Source organism: Rhodopirellula sp. SH410, from assembly GCF_055811895.1.
Genome location: NZ_CM147949.1, coordinates 3964646 through 3985242, shown reverse-complemented (window position 1 = coordinate 3985242; position 20597 = coordinate 3964646). Strand labels below are relative to the sequence as shown.

Below are 20597 nucleotides of genomic sequence, written 5' to 3'. Positions count from 1 at the left end.
TTGCGATTGGCCAGCGAGTCGGCAACGCGGCATCTCTAATACATCCGCCGGCGGAACAGCCAGCCCGCAGAGAAGAGCGTAGTCGTGGCGATGACTGCCATCGGCCAGAGTTGGCCAAGGAGCAAATGAAACGGAGGCCCCTCGAGAAACGAGGCGCGCAATACGATCAGAAAATATCGCAGGGGGTTCAGGTAGGTGATGGCTTGGACGAACGGTGGCATGTTGGCGATGGGAGTCGAGAAGCCGGACAAGATGATCGCGGGAACCAAGAATAAGAACGCTCCCAGCAACGCTTGCTGTTGGGTCACGGCGAGCGACGAGATCATCAACCCAACGCCGATCGCGGCGAGTACGAAAAGTACGACACCGAGTGAGAGTGCCGGCAGGCTGCCGACCCATGGCACGTTAAACCAGAACACAGCGGCCGTGATGATGATCGCCGCCTCGGTAACCCCGATGACGAAACCGGGGATCGCTTTGCCGATAAGTATCTCCCAGGGATGGTATGGGGTGACGAGCAGTTGATCGAAGGTGCCCTGCTCGCGTTCGCGAGCGACCGAGAGCGACGTGACCAGCATGGTCACCACGAGCGTCAGCAGGCCAACAATTCCCGGGACGATGAACCACCGACTTTGTTGATTCGGGTTAAACCACGAGCGGACATCGAGCCGAGCGGGCGCGCCGGCGAAGCCGCGGTCGGCAGCCCAATTGATGTTGAAGTCACTGACGACGCGGCGGGCGTACCCCAGCGTAATCAGCGCCGTGTTCGAATCGCGTCCGTCCAGGATGATTTGTACATCAGACCGCCCGTTGCGATGGAGATCTTGGCTGAATGTCGGGCCAATGTGCAGGACAATGAGGGCTGCGCGGCTGTCGACGACGGGCGCGAGTTCGTCGTGGTGTGTGATCGTTGCGACGCGACGGAAATTACGTGAGCCCTCGAATCGCGAGACGAGATCGCGCGACGCTTCGCTGGGGCTCTCATTGTAGACCGCCAAGGGAACGTCCGTGACATCAAACGTCGCGGCGTAGCCGAAGACGAGCAACTGGATAATCGGCGGGCCAATGATGACGAACCGGCTCCGCGGGTCCTTCAATAGGGCCAGGAATTCTTTGTGGACGAGAGCAAGCAGTCTTAGCATCCGGTTTTCCTAATCCAACTGATTGCGTGAGAGTAGATACGTGAGCCCCAGAAAGACCGTCGCCATGACGGCCAAGGCCGCGCAGTTGGGTAAGATCACTGACCAGACATCACCGGCCAGGAAGATGGTTTTTAGGAACGACACGTAATATCGGGCCGGGATGAAGTGAGTGATCCACTGGATCGGCCACGGCATGCTGCCGATGTCGAAGATGAACCCCGACAAGATAAATGCTGGTAGAAACGTCGCAATGATCGCGACTTGAGCGGCGACAAATTGGACTCGGGTGACCGTTGAGATGAACAAGCCCATCCCGAGGGCTGTCAGCAAAAAGAGCGACGAGCCGAGTACCAAGACCCAGACCGAACCTCGCAGCGGCACTTCGAAGAGCGACACGGCCATCACGACCGACAGCGCCAGCCCGCCCATGCCCAGGATGAAATAGGGCAGGATTTTTCCCAGCAGGACTTCCAGCATCGTGACGGGCGTGACCATCAGGGCCTCCATCGTCCCACGCTCCCATTCGCGGGCCATCAAGAGAGCGGTCAGCAAGGCCCCGATCAACGTCATCACCACTGCGATGACGCCTGGTACAAGATAGTTCCGGCTGCGAACGTTGGCATTGAACCAAATACGTTGATTGACATCGACTGGCGAGGCGAGTGACTGTCCGAGTTCGATCGTCCGATGTTCAAGCCACTTCGCGTACGCGCCTTCGACGTATCCGTTGACGATCCGCGCCGTGTTGGCATCGACGCCATTGACGATTAACTGGATCGATGCCCCTCCCGGTCGACGCAGTCTCTCAGAAAAATCTTCACGAAAGTGGAGGATCGCATCGACTCGGCGCTCCATCATCGCTTGGCGGGCTGCGGCCAGACCGTGGACGTAGGACGGTGTGAAATAGATCGATTGTTCCAGCTCAGCGCAGAAGCTCGCCGTGTCAGGCGTGGGTTTCTCGACCACAATCGCGATGGGCACATGCTCGGTGTCTAGTGACACGCCGTACCCAAAGAGCAACAGTAGCACGAGGGGTAGTGCAAATGCGATTGCCAGCGAGCTCGGATCTCGCAGCACCTGCAGGAACTCCTTGCGGACGAGCCCGCGCATTCGCATCAGTGTGCCACCACGATGTGCAGACATTTATGCCACTTCTTCCTTCACCTTGATCAAGTGAATGAAGGCATCTTCCATCGTCGGTTGGGGGATGCCTGCTGAGTGGACGCGTTGTTTGATTTCTTGGGGTGTCCCCAAAGCGAGTACTTCGCCGGCCATCATGATCGCCATGCGGTCACAGTATTCGGCTTCTTCCATGAAGTGAGTGGTGACGAGGACGGTGACGCCAGCCGATGCCAACGCGTTGATCCGGTGCCAGAATTCGCGACGGGCCAGCGGATCGACGCCTGAGGTCGGTTCATCCAGGAAGAGAATTTCGGGGCGATGCATCAAGGCACAGGCGAGGGCGAGTCGTTGTTTGTAGCCAAGAGGCAAGACGCCGCTCGTATCGTTGAGGACGGGTTTCAAGTCGAATTGCTCGATAGCCCAATCCATGTGTTCTCGGCGGCGACGTCCGGTCAGCCCGTAGGCGCTGCTGAAAAACTGCAAATTGTCGCCGACGCTCAGTGTCCCGTACAGCGAGAATCTCTGCGACATGTACCCGATGCGGGCTCGAGCGGCAGCGGCTGTCTTGCGGACGTCCACGCCAGCGACCTGTAGGCTGCCGTCACTGGCAGGGAGTAAGCCGCATAGCATGCGAAACAGGGTCGTTTTGCCCGCTCCGTTGGCCCCCAGCAGACCGAAAATCTCGCCGCGTTGCACCTCAAATGAGACACCATTGACCGCGTAGAATTCTCCAAATCGACGTTTCACATCGCGTACGGCAATGATGGTCCCGCCTGGGGCGGCCGTTTTGGGGATTCCGATGGCACCCGCGCTGGCCGGCGCCGCGGGGTTTCCCGCGTTACCACGGCGTTCACGGAGGGTGGCGATGAAGCCATCTTCAAAGCGTGGCGGGACGGGGACAAGTGTCACGTCCGGTTCACCGGGCAGCAACTTTTCGGCCGATACTTCTGCATCTCGAGCGATGACCAAGCGCACTGCGTCTGCTTGGATCACCGCATCGACAACGCCCGGCCAACCGATCAACCTCTCTTGCACATCGCGAGTTTTGCGACCCTTGACGTGGAGCTTGAAGGTCCGTCCAGCCAGTGGCTCACTGAATTGCTTTGGCGGGCCTTGGCCGACGAGTAGGCCGTCATCCAAAATGATCACTTCATCGCACCGTTCGGCTTCGTCTAAGTACGCCGTGCTGAGTAGCACCGTTGTATGTTCTTCTCGAACGAAACGGCCCACTATCGACCATAGTTCGCGCCGCGACACGGGATCGACACCAACAGTTGGTTCGTCCAGCAGCAGCAGTCGTGGCGGATGAACGAGCGTGCACGCGAGACCGAGCTTTTGCTTCATGCCGCCGGATAATTTGCCGGCCAGTCGGTTGGTAAATGGCGTCAGACCCGTCATCTGCATCAATTCGTCGTAACGCGTTTGCCGCGAACTCACCGGCACACCCTGGAGGTCGGCGTACAAGTCGAGGTTCTCTTGAACGGTAAGGTCTTCGTACAACCCGAATCGCTGTGGCATGTAGCCGACGCGGGCTTGCACCTTGAGCGGGTCGCGAGCTGCATCGAGCCCCAGCACGGTGACCGATCCATGGTCCGCGCGCAGTAGGCCGGCGGCCAACCGCATGAGCGTCGTTTTGCCGGCGCCGTCGGGGCCGATCAAACCTGTGATTTGGCCGCTCGTAATCCCACAGCTCAGGTCACGCAATGCGTTGACGGGTTGGCGGCGGGCGAGAAACGTCTTGGTGACGACCTCAAATCGCAAGGCCCAGTCATCACTCTTCGCGGTCTGCGGTTGCTCTTGAGGTGGCCCATGGCGTGTCATTTAGCCAGCGCCTGTCCCGAATCCTGCGATGCCTGATTTAACGGAATCTTGACCGTCGCAGGCATGCCCAGACGCAGCTCGTTATTCGGATTCTTCACGAACACCCGAATCTGGTAGACCAGGTTGGTTCGTAGCTCGCGAGTCTCGACCGGTTTGGGGGTGAACTCCGCTGTTGGCGAGATGAATCCGATCCAGCCTTGGTACTCTTTGTCGGGAAAACTATCGGTGACGACATTGGCCTCGAGGCCTTGCGAGACTTTGCCCAGGTCGGGTTCAGAGACATACGCCCGTACCCAAACGGGGTCGCAGAGAGACAGGGTGTAGACGGTTTTCAGGGGGGAAGCCATGTCACCGACTTCCAGGATGCGTTCTTGGATGATGCCATTGGAAGGCGCATAGAGAGACGCATCTTTCAGGTCGTGTTCCACCTGTGCCAATTCGGCTTCGTAGCGTTTGACCAACGCCTTCGCCTCATCCTTGTCTTCTTGCCTCGGTCCTGCGACGGCGAGGTCCAGCTCGGCTTGGCGAGCCTTCATCTGTGCCTCCGCCGAGTCATAGGCGGCCAGCGCGTCGTCGATATCCTGTAGCGACGCCGCATTTGATTTACGCAGTTCGACGCTCCGTTGGTACGTTCGTTTCGCATCGGTAGAGAGAGCTTCTGCCGCAGCGACATCCGCCCTGGCTTTGGCGATCTCCTCGGGACGCGAGCCTGCTTCGAGCCGTGCGACGACCTGCCGCTGCGATTCCACGATCGCCTTCGCCCGGTCAACGGCGTACTGCAGTCGCTCAGTCTCGAGCCTTGCCAGCAAGTCCCCCTTGGTGATCCGGTCGCCTTCTTGGGCGAACAATTCACCGATGCGTTCGCTGCCGTTGATCGCGAGTTCGACTTGCCGAACATCCACGTTCCCGTAGACCACGAGTTCGCTGGCTTGGCGGCCAGCTTTCTGATTTTGCCAATACCAGATGCCGATGCCCGCGCCCGCAACGAGACAGCCTAAACCGAGGAGACGAAAAAGATTCATTTTGCTACGTTTGCTGTTCATCGGTGTGTACCCTCGATCGCTGGACCGGCAGGGCGTAGCGTCGCCGACGCATCCTTGTTGACGACATGGTCGGCGGTCACCTTCCATCCACTCGCGTGCGGCGTCGGGTTCGCCGCTGCGTCTCTCTTTGGCATCGGTGGCTGTGTGTTGGGCATCAGGTGCACCTTGCTGCTCCGGTGAGATGGGTGATGCCGACCTTCTGCGTGGGTGGTCATTCGCCGGACTCGGACTCCAATCAGTCTACCAGTTTATCGAGAACCGAAAAAATCGTACAGCGATGTGGAACGGGGCGTGTCATGCCTCCCCATTGATTGCTCGAGCAAAACACGATGAGATGGTCACGACGGCGGCATCACCGAGAACAACTCTTTGTGTTGATGCGATATCGGCTTGATCGCATCGTTGACGGGAATGATGATGGGAACGCCCGTTGGAATATCGAGTTGAACGATCTCATCATCGGAGAGGTCGTCGAGATATTTAATCATCGCACGCAGCGTGTTGCCGTGGGCGACGACCAAAATGCAATCGGAGGTATCAAACGCTGGAACGATCGTGTGGTGCCAGTACGGCAGCACGCGTTCAATGGTGTCTTTCAGGCTTTCGCAAGATGGCAGCTGATCATGTCGCAAGGCAGCATAGCGTGGGTCTCGCGCCGGAAACCTCGCGTCATCCTCGCTTAACGCGGGCGGACGAACATCGAAACTGCGCCGCCAGCGATGAACTTGCTCTTTGCCAACCCGCTCTGCCATTTCGTCCTTGTACTCACCCTGCAGGGCTCCGTAGTGCCGTTCGTTGAGCCTCCAGCTACGCTCGACGGGGATCCACATCTGATCCATATCTTCGAGTACCAGCCACAGCGTCTTGATTGCCCGCTTCAACACCGATGTGAAGGCGATGTCGAAATGCATTCCTTCTTCGGCCAGACGTCGTCCCGCATCAATCGCTTCGGAACGTCCCTGCTCGGACAGCCCAACGTCGGTCCAACCGGTAAACCGATTTTGCAGGTTCCATTCGCTTTGCCCATGGCGTAGCAGCACGAGCGTCTTTTGTGAGGAATCGCTCATTGATCAAAACAAGTCGTTTGAGGATGCAGTCACCGTTGGTGTCCAACTCTTTCGAGGCGTGAGACTTTCCGGGGCCGTCGTTGTCGAACTAGGCGATCTGCAAAAGAGAAAAGCGGTTGAAATAGCTCTGGGGCATGCAATCCCCGCAACCTCATTGGCCGGTTTCGCGTTCGCCGCTTGTTCCATAAAGAGCAGCAGCCAACGCCGAAGCAGCCAGTATCCCGAAACCATTTCAGCGTACCCTGCGGTCCGGTGAGCCACACTATTGGTCTCCGAACGGATCGTTGGGAGCGTCACCGTTGAAGGGTGCGAATGGATCGACAACGCCCGATTGTCGGCCGGCCTCGGCGTCGTTGGTGGGCTGGATCACGTCCGGCATGTCGGCGGGGATCAGTTTCGTATCGATGACGAATCCTCGCAGCGGTAGCAGTTCGGGCGGCAACTTGGGATCCATGCCGAGCTTCTCCATCCATGTTCGTCGCGTGACGGCCAGGCTTTGCATGCGCTGCTCCGATTTCTCGCGTTGATTTTCGAGCTCGATGAGACGCGTTTGGTAGCGAGACGTGAGTTCCTTGGGCAGTGACGCGCCTTGGTAGCGTCGTTCCAACTGACCGGTAATGCGAGCGATTTCGCTGAGCAGTTGGTTTCGCGTCGCGAGCAACGCAGCGAGCAGCTCATTTGTTTCGTCGAGTTTCCGTCGTGATTCGAGAATGTCCGTCAGCGTGGACTTCAGTGGATCGTCCCACTGAGGGTTGGCGATCCATGCTTCGAGTTGTACTGCCGCGACGGTCCCCCACTCTTTGGTATCCGTCGCGGTATGTTCATGGGCAATCGTGTACGTTTCGGTTCGTCCATTGTCCAGTGAGAATCGCACGCGATCAAACGGGTCAGCACGTTCGTAAATGACCTCACTTTCATCGTCGTGCACCCATTGGAATGGTGGGTTGGGGGTGGGGAACTCGAGGATGACCGTTCGGTTTTCTCCGGAGCGGTTGAGGAACTCATAAGCCGTTGTTTTTTGGTGCAGGGTCTCGATTTTGATATGGTGCAGTTCTCGATTGATCGCGAGGCCCTGGGTTTCGGATTTCGTGATGGTGGGCGAAGTCGTGACACGCACTCCGCCGTCGATGGCATAGCCCACCAGTCGCTTGGATTGGGGGCCGAGGGCGGGCAGAACCAGCTCACCCAAAATTGCCCGTTGCTGGTCACCGGCAAGAACGCTGAGGGGGCCTGACGGTAACAACGAGGGCGTATTGTTCTGGATTTCTAGACAGAGTAGCGTGGCCGTTGGATGATAGGATTGGCGGTAGACGGAGACATCGTCCATCGTGATTGGCGAGACGACGGTATCGAGCAGTGCTGTCTCGCCGCTGCGCAAATCGACGTTGTTAAAATTCAGTGCCAGCGTGCTGCCGGCCGGTGCGTTCTGCGTTTCGGCCAAGACATGGTTCATGGCAGAGGTGGGATCGGTATCGAGCGGGCTGGATTGAGAATTCGTTCGCCTTGGGATGCCGCCACCGCCAAACGAGCCGCCTCCCATACCGCCCATGCCGCCTCCCATACCGCCCATGCCCATCATCATTCCGTCCTCCATGAATGCTGCATCGGCGGCGCCGTCGTAGCCATTGTCAACGGAGGGCTGTAGTGCACCGTTGAGCGACCCAACGTCACGGCTGAGCGATTCGCCAAACGAGGGTGCCAGGGCGACGTGACTTTCTGGTCGATCGACGCGACGAAGTTCAGCTCGTGCGACCGAGTGCATGTCCATCGCGAACAGGACCGGGTTGCCGTCAATGAGTCGCAGGTCCACGTTGGACCAATCGGTGCCCGAAGTGTTGTCGACGATACTGCGATGGATCAGCTTTCCCGCTTCGATCCGGTAGCTGATTTTCCACATCGGCACGCGGCGCATGACACCGACGGAGACTTTGCGTTTGTCGCCCTTCGCAAATACAAACTCAATTTGACTGGAGGGTAAATCATTGGTGTGGGCCAGGTCGGAGAGAGTCTCGGCCAGTCGTTCGTTGAACGCCTCGTCCGTAGAGCGAATGGATGCGGCGTCGTTGACGAGTGCCGTCTGAAATCCTTCGCCGGTGAGTATGGTCATGTATTCGCGGTCTTCACTCACGTCGCCCACGCGATCGCTCCTCTGTTCGATTGCGACGAGGCGGCCATTGATGCTCTGGCCGTCACGCATCGTAGCAACAATCGGCTGGCCCTTCATCGTCAACAGTAGGTTCCCGAGTGTCCGCGTATCAGGCACGAGCGGAGCAGGCTGGATGGGGTCGGTCGCCGCGGCCAAGCGAATTTCGCCCGCGCCGGCGGGGTCAGTCAGCCGTGAGACGCGGATCGCTTCGTCGACCTCGAAGGTCCCCACGTCGACGGCAAATTTGCCTGACCCATCGACGGTGCCCGAGTACTCGAACCATCCCTTGCCCGCTGCATGCAACGTAACGGATGAGAGTTTCAGCTCGACAAGGCTCGGGGCAACGGCGGTGGCGGTCGGGGGCGAGCCGGTGGCGGTAGGTTCCTCGGCCCACAGCGCGGGCATGAACAGCAGAGAAAGAAAGCAGCAGAAAAGACGGTTCATCTGAATGGTCTCAGCATTGCGAGCGAACGGTTGAGCGTCATTCATTGTAGTCGAGTTTTCAGCGGGGCATGAGCGACCGGCCCCCTCAATGGCATGCTTCATTACGCGGGGGTGCCGGGTGGGTTAAACGGGCCCTAGCGGCACGTTGATTCTTTGAGCCGAATGCCGTGAGGCATCGGGTACCGCGCATGGTACCCGGCCGCTTACGCGACTCGGCTCAAAAAACCAACAGGCTCGTTGGTAGAATGGAGCTTGGGCTGGCGCTGTTGAGCCGAATGCCGTGAGGCATCGGGTACCGCACGTGATACCCGGCCGCTTACGCGACTCGGCTCAAAAAGCCAACAGCCCCGTTGGTAGAATGGGGCTTGGGCTGGCGCTGTTGAGAGGCATCGGGTACCGCGCGTGATACCCGGCCGCTTACGCGACTCGGCTCAGAAAGCCAACAGCCTCGTTGGTAGAATGGAGCATGGGCTGGCGCTGTTGAGCCGAATGCCGTGAGGCATCGGGTACCGCGCATGATACCCGGCCGCTTACGCGACTCGGCTCAAAAAGCCAACAGCCCCGTTGGTAGAATGGAGCTTGGGCTGGCGCTGTTGAGCCGAATGCCGTGAGGCAACGGGTGCCGCGCGTGGTACCCGGCCGCTTACGCGACTCGGCTCAAAAAACCAACAGCCCCGTTGGTAGAATGGGGCTTGGGCCTGCGCTGTTGAGAGGCATCGGGTACCGCGCGTGATACCCGGCCGCTTACGCGACTCGGCTCAAAAAGCCAACAGCGCCGTTGGTAGAATGGAGCATGGGCCTGCGCTGTTGAGCCGAATGCCGTGAGGCATCGGGTGCCGCGCGTGATACTCGGCCGCTTACGCGACTCGGCTCAGAAAAACCAACAGCGCCGTTGGTCGAATGGAGCATGGGCCGTCGCTGTTGAGCCGAATGCCGTGAGGCATCGGGTGCCGCGCGTGATACCCGGCCGCTTACGCGACTCGGCTCAAAAAGCCAACAGCCCCGTTGGTAGAATGGAGCTTGGGCTGGCGCTGTTGAGCCGAATGCCGTGAGGCAACGGGTGCCGCGCGTGATACCCGGCCGCTTACGCGACTCGGCTCAGAAAACCAACAGCGCCGTTGGTAGAATGGAGCTTGGGCTGGCGCTGTTGAGAGGCATCGGGTGCCGCGCGTGATACCCGGCCGCTTACGCGACTCGGCTCAGAAAACCAACAGCCTCGTTGGTAGAATGGGGCTTGGGCCTGCGCTGTTGAGCCGAATGCCGTGAGGCATCGGGTGCCGCGCGTGTTACCCGGCCGCTTATGCGACTCGGCTCAGAAAACCAACAGCCCCGTTGGTAGAATGGAGCTTGGGCTGGCGCTGTTGAGCCGAATGCCGTGAGGCATCGGGTACCGCGCGTGATACCCGGCCGCTTACGCGACTCGGCTCAACAAATCAACCGGCTGTTAGGTCGTGTTCCTATCGTCCCTCGTCCAATCAACTTGCCTGAGCGAACAATCAATGAACTATTTGCCCTTAAACGCTGCTCAGCCTTCATTTGGCTTGGGGCTGATTTTAGTTCTGTTCCTGGTCAACGAGTGCCACGGGCAGGATGCGGAGGTGCCGTCGCCGACATCCAAAATTCCGATTCTCGATACGGTGATTGAATCGTGGCCGGTCGACGCGGCGATGACGCGGGTACAAGAACAAGCGATTTGGGCAAAGCTATGCCAGCCGTACACGCCGATTGCCACTCGTATTGCGTTGGATGACTGGGTGGACTCTCTCTCGCCCATCTGCCCGATCGAAATGGACTGGCACGCGCTCGAAGAATTCGGCGTCGGGCGCGATGTGGAGATTCAATTTCAGCTGGGGACTTTGCCGAAACCGTTGCTCGTCCAGGCACTTGCGGCACTGAAGCAGATCGATTGCGTGATTGAGGTTCGGCACGGTGTCGTCAGCATCACTACGCAGTACGACGCGGAGGACAACCTCGCGGTCCGGATCTATGACGCGTCGACGCTCGCCGGTGGTGGTGATCCTCATCAAAAGCTGGTCGCGATGAAGTTTTTGATCGATACGATTGAAACCGTTATCGAACCAGACGACTGGGAAAGATTGGGAGGGACCTCAACTATCCAGTTGATCCCGATGAAGCACAAAAAACTACTATGTGTCGCGACCAGGACCCAGACGCACTGGAAGTTGCAGGCGTTCCTTGATCAACTGCAACGGGTGGGCGGCGAGGCGCCTGCGCCGCGATCCATTATTCCGTCACCGACGCAAATCCCCGAATTGAATTTTCAACCGAAATCGAAGTCCCTCACGCCACAACCGAGGCCCCAAACGGAGTTGCCGCGATTTCGGCCAGAGTGAGCGTCGACTGGCGAGAAAATCGGTGACGGGCAGGGCTGCTCATGAGTGTTGCCATTGAGCACCGGTGTGTCAGTCCATTTTACTTCGGTCGAATCGATCCGATGCCGACCTGCGTTGCGTATCCATACAGATACCGGCCTCTTTCAATTGTGCAAGACGATCAAGCACCTGCTACGGACTGCGGTTCACCCATCGCGGATGCGGTGGCTAAACGCACCAGTGGCGAATGGCCGATTCGTAAAGTCGCACACCTTTGTCGAGTTGATCGATTTCGATGAACTCGTTGACGGTGTGTGCTTGGGCAATTTCCCCAGGCCCGCATACCATGCGTTGGCTGAGACCGTCGAGTGCGCAGGCATCTGTGGCGTAGCAGACTGCTTCGGGTTGGTTCTCACCGATGAACGGTCTTGCTAATTCACAGAGGTCCCCCACGCACTGGGCGTCGGCGGGGGTTTGCATTGGTTCGCCACCGGGAAACAGCTTGAACGCGAGTCCGAGTTCGTCTGCTCGTTGCTGAATTTCAGTGAGCAGTTCACTTCCGTCCACGCCTGGCATGGTTCGGAAGCTGGCCCAGGCGGTGCATTGATCGGGGACGATATTGACTGCGTCCATGCCATCGCTGACGCCAAAATTCCACGTCAGCGTGGGTGGATCGAACATGGGGTTACGTAGTTTCGGATCCGCTTGGCAGCGTTCGTTGATCTCATACAGGGTTTGCAGCATCGGCACCATGGCGACGTTGGCATTGACGCCACAGTTGGTGCTGCTGTGCGCCGCTTGGCCCGATGAGACAACCCGTAGCCCGACGATTCCCTTGTGTGCGTGAATCACGCGCAGTCCAGTGGGCTCGCCGATGATGCACGGCGGATCGACGGCCGAAATCTCTGCGTATGCAGTGGACTGGTCCGCGAGGTATCGAGCGCCTTCGAAACCGACCTCTTCATCCGCAGTGCAGACGATCCACAGTGGGCTGGTCTGGACGGCAAGATCCATGCTTGCAGCGGCAGTAAGCATCGCGGCGAGCGATCCTTTCATGTCGCAGGCTCCGCGGCCGTAAATGCGCGTGCCATCGGCGGTCGCGACAAATGGGTCACCGCCTGGCCCGCTCCAACGATCTGCTGGAACGGTATCGGTGTGGCAGAAATATGCCAAGCCGCGTTGGGACTTGCCGCTGTGCGTCGACGGTGTACTGGCAACCGAAGATGGTGTACCGGCAACCGGGCCTCGCCGGGCGACGAGGTTGCACTTGAGCACTCCTCGCGCATCCCGATAGCTCGTCCGCTCGACGTCGAACCGAAGCTCTTCCAGCCAGTTCGCAACGAGATCGGAAATCGTCTCGTTGCTGCGGCTGCTGACAGTGTCGAGCGAGATGAGCTGCGAAAGGTAATCGGTAACGCGGGTCATGATCCTCACACCGAGGCGTGTCGGCCTGGCTTCTTGTTACGAGGGAAGGAGTTCTTGGCGCCTCCGCTGGTGGACCCACGCCGTGATTGTCCGCCGTTGGAGCGACTCTCGCCGCCTGAACGACCGCCTCCGGATCGTCCGCCACCTTGGCCACGACCGCCACCTTGACCGCGACCCTTGGGTGCATTCGAGGCGGGTTCAAAGCGTTCTTCGGGGTTTTCGACTTTGAGCTTTTGACCGATCAAACTTTCGATCGCGCTGAGTTCACCGCGTTCATCGCCGGTACAGAACGAAATGGCGATTCCATCGGCGCCGGCGCGGCCGGTACGACCGATGCGGTGTACGTAGCTCTCTGGTTCAACGGGCATGTCGTAATTGATCACGTGACTGATGCCATCGATATCGATACCGCGTGCGGCGACGTCGGTGGCGACGAGCACGTTGATGCGATCGTTACGAAAAGCGTCGAGTGCTTTCTGGCGAGCATTCTGTGTTTTGTTTCCGTGGATCGCCACAGCTTGGATGCCGCTCTTGTCGAGTTTTTTCACCAGTGAATTGGCACCGTGTTTGGTGCGTGTGAAGACGATCGAGCGTGTCACGTCTTTGCTGAGCAGGAGATCGGTCAGTGACGAGACTTTGTTATCACGTCGCACGATTCGCAAGCGTTGTTCGATTAACTCGACGCTCGTCTTCTTCGGCGTCACGTTGATCGACATCGGATTGAACAACAGGCTGTTGGCCAGTTCCCGAATTTTAGGCGCGAGTGTTGCGGAGAAGAACATTGATTGTCGTTGTTCGGGTAACGCCGCAATGATTTTTTTCAGTGCTGGCATGAAACCCATGTCGAGCATCCGGTCGGCTTCGTCGAGCACGAACACTTGCACGTCGCGAAGATTGATGTGCCCTTGGTCCATCAGGTCGATCAAGCGTCCTGGCGTCGCGATCAGTACGTCGACGCCTTTACGCATCGAGTTGACCTGGCCAGCCTGCCCGACACCGCCATAGACCAAGACGGAATGGAACTTCATGTGCTTGCCGTAGCGGCGAAAACTGTCACCGATTTGAATCGCCAGTTCGCGGGTCGGTGCCAGGACGAGCGTTGTCGGGCGGTTCGCAGCGGCACGTGGTTTCTCGTGACCCAAAAAGTCAAGGATCGGTAGCGCGAAGGCAGCGGTTTTCCCGGTGCCGGTTTGAGCGCATCCGAGAATGTCTTGTCCGGCCACAGCGGCCGGGATGGCTTGAGCTTGGATTGGCGTCGGTGTGACGTAGTCTTGTTCGGCGAGTGCTTTTTTGAGGGGAGCGTAAAGGTCGATAGATTCGAAATTCTTCAAGAGAGTTGCTTTTTCAAGTATGAGTGAGTCACTCGCGGCCTGCATGTCTAGACGGGCAGCACGAAACCGGCTGCGGAGAAAAACGTACCAACACGAACTGCGAGCGAGAACGAACGGAGCGATTCTGGATCGTTCGTGCGTTCAAGGGGGAGCTGTGGGAAAATCGCCAACGCGAATTCCCGAAAATTCCGGACTAACAAGAAGAGTCACGAAATCGTTTGCGTCCGTTTGCACAAACGCGGAGCAGCTTTCCTGGGTCGGTCGACAGGACCGAGTCGGTTGGCAGCGGGTTGGTAAACAAATCGTTCACCGGGAGACGAGCGGCAGAGACCTTGGCTCAACACCGTGTTCTCGTCGGTCGATCAAATGCTGCCTAAAGCGGCTGCATTTCTTGTTGCCGATCGACCTTTGGAAGTGAACCACCAATCCGTTTGACGGTTCACTGACGGTAAACTCTACATCGCCAAACAGGATACGCCAAGCCCAAAGTGAGAAAAAGGACGCCGGAGGGGTGTGAACGGCTTGCCGATCGGGGTTGTCAGCCGAGTGGTCTCCGCCACCGAGTCGCGCAGCGCACACGCCCGCTGGGGCGTCTCAGAGTACTGGCATCGTTCCCTGACACCCGCGTATTTTGTCATTGAGTAAAAGCGTTTAAATGATCGTTGAATTGCGAGCGGTGCCCAACGCACCGAGACATCAACGGTGGAAGCGTGGGGCACGGCCCACGCGGTGAAATGAAAAAAATCTGAGCGGGTGGTCCGTGGCGCCGCATCGCGATAAATGTCGATAGCACTGGGCAATTTGCCGGGGCAATTCCTTTCAATCCGTGGATGCCCAAGCTCTCGCCCCCCCGCGCAGCACACCCGCAGCACTGGTATGCTGTCGCAGGTGACGCGAGACCTTTCGCGTCCCTTATCCATCACTCTTCCCAATAAATAACTCCCGCTCGTGCGGCGCATCGATTTCGGTGCGTTCGACGAATCACCTTCGCTTTTCGCTCGCATAAGTTCCCGACCATGTGGCCTACAATTTGGTCCTATTTCCTGACAACCCTGTTCCGCAGCAGCCAAGGGGCTGGTGTGGGGCACGCCCGTGAAGCGATTCACGGGGTCGGCATGCAACGAATCAAGCGAAGCGTCGATGAAAGCTGGCGGATCGCAAATCAATATGAATCCAGAAATCGCCACCACGATTCTCTACTGTCTACTCAGTTTTATCCTTGGCATCGCTGCTGTGCTGGCTTGGGGGAAGCGGCAAGCGACCCAACGCGAAGAGCGTCTGCGCAGCGAAGCGGCCTCACTCCTGTCAGCGTCCCAGCGTGATGCGGAGACGAGGGCCGCAAGTATCGTGCTCGAAGCGCGTGAGAAAGCGATCTCGATCAAACTGGAGGCCGAGCGTGAAGTAGCGTTGCTGAAGGAAAAGGAGCAGGCGCGAGATCGTAAACTGGATATGCGTGAGGATCAGCTCGCAGCTAGCCAGGAAACGTTGCAGAAAGCTCAACGCGGGCTCGAGAACAGCCAAACGCGACTTGCTGCGCAAATGCGTGATCTCACCGAGGAACGCGCCGAACTGGATCGGCTGGTCTTGGATAGTCAACGCACGCTCGAACAGATCAGTGGCATGAGCGAGGAGCAAGCTGCGGCGAAATTGATGGCGTCGGTGCGTACCGAGCTCGACCATGAAATCGGTTCGGCGGTGCTGAAGCAGCAGCGAGAGATGTCGCGACGAGTCGACGACCAAGCCAGAGAGATGTTGTTGACGGCGATGCAGCGATATGCGTCGCCGCACACCGCCGATACGACGACGAGTACGGTCGGCGTCCCGAGCGACGACATGAAAGGTCGCATCATCGGCCGCGATGGCCGAAACATCCGTGCCTTTGAGGCCGCGACGGGCGTGGATTTGATTATCGACGATACCCCTGGAGTGGTCGTCGTCAGCGGATTCGATCCGGTCCGCCGCGAGATCGCTCGTTCGTCATTGGAGAAGCTGATCGCTGACGGTCGTATCCATCCGTCGAAGATCGAGGAACTCGTCGAACAAACAACACAGGAGATCAAGAACTTCATCATCAAGAAGGGCCAAGAGGCTGCGGCCGAAGTCAATGTGTCGGGGCTGCATGATCGGGTAACCGAGATGCTCGGCAGGTTGCACTTCCGCACGTCGTACAGCCAGAACGTGCTGCGGCACAGTGTCGAGGTGGCATTCCTGTCCGGCATGTTTGCCGAGATGATTGGGATGGATGGTGACATTGCTCGCCGCGCGGGGCTGCTGCATGACATCGGCAAGGCGGCCGACCATGAACTCGAAGGCGGCCATCCCAAAATCGGTGGTGATCTGTTGCAACGGCACAAGGAAAGCAGCGAAGTCGTGCACGCCGCGCGGGGCCACCATGATGAAGTTGTCACCGAACACCCCTACACGATGCTGGTCGCGACCGCGGACGCCTGCAGTGCCAGCCGTCCAGGAGCCCGTCGTGAATCGCTCGAACGCTACGTTAAACGCATGGAAGAACTCGAGTCGATTGCGCATCGATTCGAAGGGGTGCAGCAGGCCTACGCCATTTCCGCAGGTCGTGAGATCCGGGTGATTGTGAGCAGTGGCCAGATTACAGACGAAAGCGCCGCGACGATCTGCCGGGACATCGCGTTGTGTTTCGAAAAGGAACTGACGTATCCTGGTGAAATCAAGGTCACGGTCGTGCGGGAAGCTCGATTCACTAGCACGGCCAAATAGAAAGGATTCGATGGAACACCCATGCACCAGTCGTCGGGAATACCGCCGTCAACGGCATGCCCCACCAGACGCGTTGCGTTCGCGGTTGCCGGGGGGATGCCAGCACTGTGTGGTGAGCCGATTCACGTGTGGGGATTTATTCAGGGCGATAGTGTTCGGTGCAGCACTCGCCTAAACTCGCGAGACAAACATTTAACGAAGCAGGGGCGATCAGCATGGCAGAAATCAAGATTGGTGTACGTGTCGACTCTCTCGGCGAGCAAACACCCACGGCCGCATCACTGCGACGTACGTTAAGCTGGGTTGCCGCCACGGGAGCGACCAGCGTGGAACTGTGCGGTCATCAGTTGCTCAACGTGTCGGAACTCTCTGACACCGCCGTGCGAACGATACGAAAGATTCTCGATGATCTGAATCTACAGGTGGCATCGATACGCTTGCCGACGCGTTTCGGCTTTGATCATCTGCCGAACCTGGACCGTCGTGTTGACGCGACCAAGGACGCGATGCGGGCTGCGTACCGTTTGGGGGCACCCTTGGTGGTCAATCAAATCGGCCCCGTTCCGACGCCACCGGTGTCCCATCGCCGCGCGACGCCGACACCGCTATCAACGGGATCGTTCGGATCAACGGCGATCCGGTCCGCGATGCCGCCGGAGGGGTTAAGCGTTGCCGAAGCCCAGGCCTGGATCGCAGGCGCCTCGTCCCATGGCGGTTCATCCGCCTCAGACAGCGATTCGTCATCCTCCGGAGAAACGGAGCAGGTCGACCCACGCTGGAATACGATGCGGGAAGTGCTCGATGACTTGGGCCGTTTTGGCGCTCGCGTGGGCGCGTTTTTCGCCGCGGAGACGGGGACCGAACCGGGATCGCATCTGGCCAGTCTGATCGACACGAGTGCGGAGTCGTACATCGCCGTGGCGCTCAATCCGGGTCAATTGATTATGAACCGGCACAGCGTTGCTGACGCGGTCGCTGCTCTCGGCGATCGGATTCGCATCGTCAATGCGGTTGACGGTGTGCTCGATCTTTCTGCGGGGCGCGGCATTGCCGTTCCGGTGGGTCAAGGAACCGCGGATTTCCCGTCGCTGCTCGGCCAATTGGAAGACATCCCCTACCGCGGTCCCTTCGTCGTGGGACGCTCTGACATGCCCGCAGCAACGGCGAAGCAAGAAATCGCTGCGAGTGTTGAGTACTTTCGCAACATGTAGCTCGAAAAATCAGATATCTTGGCGGGCGAGCGCAAATCCTTAGAATCTCGTGCATCGCAGTTCAATACCGAATTCCACTAACCACAAGCGTGACGCCGTGCCTGAGCTGGCCCATCACAATCTCGACATTAAACGCGTTGCCATTCTGTTCGCCGGAGGTCCCGCGCCAGCAGCCAACGCCGTCATCAGTACCGCCGCGTTTTCGTTCCTCGAAGAGGGCGCCCAGGTGTTTGGGATCAAACACGGCTATAGCCGCTTGGCGGAATACACCGCCGCGGGTCCATTGCGCGAAGGTGAAGACTATATTTGTTTTTCGCATGATACTCTGGTCAATGCACGCAGTAGCCGTGGCATCATGATCGGGACCGCGCGAACGAACCCAGGCAAGCACGTCAGCAGCCCCGAACACCTCAAAGACCCCGAACTCGTCGCCCCGCTACGCCGAGTGTACGAAGGTCTGTGTTCGCTCGAGATCGATGCGTTGATTTCCATCGGCGGTGATGACACGCTGAAGACTGCGAACAAGTTAAAAATGTTCCAGGATAATTTGCCTCGCGACGCGCGGCGGTTCCCCGTCGTGCACCTGCCCAAGACCATTGACAACGATTACTCGGGAATCGACTTTACGTTTGGATTTTTCACCGCGGTCGAAACGCTCGCCGAAGAAATTCGCAACCTTAACTTTGATGCGGCCGCCGGTCGCGCCTATTTCTTGTGCGAAGCCATGGGGCGTAGTGCGGGATGGTTGGCCTATGGGGCCGCGATCGCTGGCGAGGCCAGCATGGTGCTCAGCGTCGAAGACATCACCGGGGCTCTCGCTGATGAAGAACTCATCAGTGCAGAAACCGGGGCGACTCGAAAAGTCATGGCGCTCGAACGGGTGATCGACCGGATGGTCGACATGATGCTGGCGAGAGAACGTGACGGTCGTCCCTACGGCACGATCGTGATCGCGGAAGGCATGGCTGAGTTCCTGCCGGCGAAGTATCTCGAAGGCGTCAGCCGCGATGATCATGGTCACATCAACATTTCCTCGATCAATCTCTCTTCGCTGATTTCGCGTTTGATCGGCGAGCGGTACACCGAACGGACGGGCAAGTACCGCAAGGTCAATGGTCTGCAGATGGGGTATGAAGCCCGCTGTGCACCGCCGCAGGCCTACGACGTGTTGCTCGGCTCACAGCTCGGTGTGGGAGCCTATCGTGCTCTTGTCGAGGAGAAACTCAACGGTGTGATGGTTTCAGTCGCAGGCCAGTTCGACTTGCACTTCGTGCCTTTTGACGACCTCGTCGACCCTCAAACGCTCGTGACTAAAGTCCGGTTCATCGAGCATAACTCCGACTTCCACCGCTTGGCTCGGTTTTTGGAAACGTGCGTGGACAACTAGCGGACTGTTCTTCGGTAGAGCGATTGAGCCGAGCGTCCGTAAGGCATCGGGTACCCGCGCACGTTACCCGGCCGCTCACGCGACTCGGCTCAAAAAACCAACAGCCCCCGTTGACTGAATCAAGCTCCCGCCGGCGCTACTGAGCCGAATGCCGTGAGGCATCGGGTACCGCGCACGACACCCGGCCGCTCACGCGACTCGGCTCAAAAAACCAACAGCCCCGTCGATTGCATCAAGCTCCGGCCGGCGCTACTGAGCCGAATGCCGTAAGGCATCGGGTACCGCGCGTGATACCCGGCCGCTCACGCGACTCGGCTCAAAAAACCAACAGCCCCCGTTGATTGCATCAAGCTCCGGCCGGCGCTACTGAGCCGAATGCCGTGAGGCATCGGGTACCGCGCACGACACCCGGCCGCTCACGCGACTCGGCTCAAAAAACCAACAGCCCCGTTGATTGAATCAAACTCCGGCCGGCGCTACTGAGCCGAATGCCGTGAGGCATCGGGTACCGCGCGTGATACCCGGCCGCTCACGCGACTCGGCTCAAAAAACCAACAGCCCCCGTTGATTGAATCAAACTCCGGCCGGCGCTACTGAGCCGAATGCCGTGAGGTATCGGGTACCGCGCACGACACCCGGCCGCTCACGCGACTCGGCTCAAAAAACCAACAGCCCCGTCGATTGCATCGAGCTCCGGCCGGCGCTACTGAGCCGAATGCCGTGAGGCATCGGGTACTGCGCACGACACCCGGCCGCTTACGCGACTCGGCTCAAAAAACCAACAGCCCCCGTTGATTGCATCAAGCTCCGGCCGGCGCTACTGAGCCGAATGCCGTGAGGCATCGGGTACCGCGCACGACACCCGGCCGCTCACGCGACTCGGCTCAAAAAAGCCAACGGCCCCCGTTGATTGAATCGAGCTCCGGCCGGCGCTACTGAGCCGAATGCCGTGAGGCATCGGGTACCGCGCACGACACCCGGCCGCTCACGCGACTCGGCTCAAAAAACCAACAGCCCCCGTTGATTGCATCAAGCTCCGGCCGGCGCTACTGAGCCGAATGCCGTGAGGCATCGGGTACCGCGCGTGATACCCGGCCGCTCACGCGACTCGGCTCAAAAAACCAACAGCCCCGTCGATTGAATCAAACTCCGGCCGGTGCTACTGAGCCGAATGCCGTGAGGCATCGGATACCGCGCGTGATACCCGGCCGCTCACGCGACTCGGCTCAAAAAACCAACAGCCCCCGTTGATTGAATCGAGCTCCGGCCGGCGCTACTGAGCCGAATGCCGTGAGGCATCGGGTACCGCGCGTGATACCCGGCCGCTCACGCGACTCGGCTCAAAAAAGCCAACAGCCCCCGTTGACTGAATCAAGTTCCCGCCGGCGC

Annotated in this window: 13 protein-coding genes; 4 read left to right on the top strand and 9 right to left on the bottom strand. The window is 58.9% G+C overall.

Annotation, left to right across the window (positions count from 1 at the left end; all coding sequences use genetic code 11):
- Positions 1-35: 35 nt before the first annotated feature.
- From SH410x_RS14545 to SH410x_RS14515, 7 genes are all read right to left on the bottom strand, one after another.
- Positions 36-1142: an ABC transporter permease gene (locus SH410x_RS14545; protein ID WP_473677189.1), complete on the bottom strand. Its 1107-nt coding sequence runs from the start codon at positions 1140-1142 to the stop codon at positions 36-38.
- Positions 1143-1151: 9 nt separating this feature from the next.
- On the bottom strand, positions 1152-2285 hold the full coding sequence (locus SH410x_RS14540; RefSeq protein WP_473677188.1) for an ABC transporter permease: 1134 nt from the start codon (positions 2283-2285) through the stop codon (positions 1152-1154).
- Positions 2286-4085 carry an ATP-binding cassette domain-containing protein gene (locus SH410x_RS14535; protein ID WP_473677187.1) on the bottom strand — a complete coding sequence of 600 codons (1800 nt, stop codon included), beginning with the start codon at positions 4083-4085 and terminating at the stop codon, positions 2286-2288. It lies immediately after the preceding gene.
- A complete protein-coding gene (locus SH410x_RS14530; RefSeq protein WP_473677186.1) occupies positions 4082-5107 on the bottom strand; it encodes an HlyD family secretion protein in 1026 nt (341 codons plus the stop codon). Before SH410x_RS14530 ends, SH410x_RS14535 begins: the two co-directional genes overlap by 4 nt.
- 17 nt (positions 5108-5124) lie before the next feature.
- Positions 5125-5283 carry a hypothetical protein gene (locus SH410x_RS14525; RefSeq protein ID WP_473677185.1) on the bottom strand — a complete coding sequence of 53 codons (159 nt, stop codon included), beginning with the start codon at positions 5281-5283 and terminating at the stop codon, positions 5125-5127.
- 183 nt (positions 5284-5466) lie between these two features.
- On the bottom strand, positions 5467-6195 hold the full coding sequence (gpmA, locus tag SH410x_RS14520; protein ID WP_473677184.1) for a 2,3-diphosphoglycerate-dependent phosphoglycerate mutase: 729 nt from the start codon (positions 6193-6195) through the stop codon (positions 5467-5469).
- A 262-nt stretch (positions 6196-6457) separates the two neighbouring features.
- Positions 6458-8830, bottom strand: a complete 2373-nt coding sequence (locus tag SH410x_RS14515; protein ID WP_473677183.1) for a hypothetical protein — start codon at positions 8828-8830, stop codon at positions 6458-6460.
- Positions 8831-10284: 1454 nt separating this feature from the next.
- Between SH410x_RS14515 and SH410x_RS14510 the strand changes: the two genes are divergently transcribed.
- Entirely contained in the window at positions 10285-11139 is an 855-nt protein-coding gene (locus SH410x_RS14510; RefSeq protein ID WP_473677182.1) for a hypothetical protein, read from the top strand.
- Between the two features lie 207 nt (positions 11140-11346).
- On the opposite strand, the gene SH410x_RS14505 is transcribed toward SH410x_RS14510, so the two are convergent.
- Both SH410x_RS14505 and SH410x_RS14500 read right to left on the bottom strand, forming a co-directional pair.
- On the bottom strand, positions 11347-12543 hold the full coding sequence (locus tag SH410x_RS14505; RefSeq protein WP_473677181.1) for a M20 family metallopeptidase: 1197 nt from the start codon (positions 12541-12543) through the stop codon (positions 11347-11349).
- A 5-nt stretch (positions 12544-12548) separates the two neighbouring features.
- Complete coding sequence (locus SH410x_RS14500; protein WP_473677180.1) at positions 12549-13874, bottom strand: DEAD/DEAH box helicase; 1326 nt, start codon at positions 13872-13874, stop codon at positions 12549-12551.
- Positions 13875-15041: 1167 nt separating this feature from the next.
- On the opposite strand from SH410x_RS14500, the gene rny reads away from it, so the two are divergent.
- The 3 genes from rny (at position 15042) to SH410x_RS14485 (ending at position 19208) form a co-directional block, all read left to right on the top strand.
- Complete coding sequence (gene rny, locus SH410x_RS14495) at positions 15042-16610, top strand: ribonuclease Y (RefSeq protein ID WP_473677314.1); 1569 nt, start codon at positions 15042-15044, stop codon at positions 16608-16610.
- Between the two features lie 215 nt (positions 16611-16825).
- Positions 16826-17821, top strand: a complete 996-nt coding sequence (locus SH410x_RS14490) for a sugar phosphate isomerase/epimerase family protein (RefSeq protein WP_473677179.1) — start codon at positions 16826-16828, stop codon at positions 17819-17821.
- Between the two features lie 97 nt (positions 17822-17918).
- Positions 17919-19208, top strand: coding sequence for a 6-phosphofructokinase (locus SH410x_RS14485; RefSeq protein WP_473677178.1), 1290 nt, complete (start codon positions 17919-17921; stop codon positions 19206-19208).
- Positions 19209-20597 lie beyond the last annotated feature (1389 nt).

Coding starts and splice junctions, on each gene's coding strand:
- SH410x_RS14545 (WP_473677189.1), bottom strand. CDS start 1,142: ATGCTAAGACTGCTTGCTCTCGTCCACAAAGAATTCCTGGCCCTATTG.
- SH410x_RS14540 (WP_473677188.1), bottom strand. CDS start 2,285: ATGTCTGCACATCGTGGTGGCACACTGATGCGAATGCGCGGGCTCGTC.
- SH410x_RS14535 (WP_473677187.1), bottom strand. CDS start 4,085: ATGACACGCCATGGGCCACCTCAAGAGCAACCGCAGACCGCGAAGAGT.
- SH410x_RS14530 (WP_473677186.1), bottom strand. CDS start 5,107: ATGAATCTTTTTCGTCTCCTCGGTTTAGGCTGTCTCGTTGCGGGCGCG.
- SH410x_RS14525 (WP_473677185.1), bottom strand. CDS start 5,283: ATGCCCAACACACAGCCACCGATGCCAAAGAGAGACGCAGCGGCGAAC.
- gpmA (WP_473677184.1), bottom strand. CDS start 6,195: ATGAGCGATTCCTCACAAAAGACGCTCGTGCTGCTACGCCATGGGCAA.
- SH410x_RS14515 (WP_473677183.1), bottom strand. CDS start 8,830: ATGAATGACGCTCAACCGTTCGCTCGCAATGCTGAGACCATTCAGATG.
- SH410x_RS14510 (WP_473677182.1), top strand. CDS start 10,285: ATGAACTATTTGCCCTTAAACGCTGCTCAGCCTTCATTTGGCTTGGGG.
- SH410x_RS14505 (WP_473677181.1), bottom strand. CDS start 12,543: ATGACCCGCGTTACCGATTACCTTTCGCAGCTCATCTCGCTCGACACT.
- rny (WP_473677314.1), top strand. CDS start 15,042: ATGAATCCAGAAATCGCCACCACGATTCTCTACTGTCTACTCAGTTTT.
- SH410x_RS14490 (WP_473677179.1), top strand. CDS start 16,826: ATGGCAGAAATCAAGATTGGTGTACGTGTCGACTCTCTCGGCGAGCAA.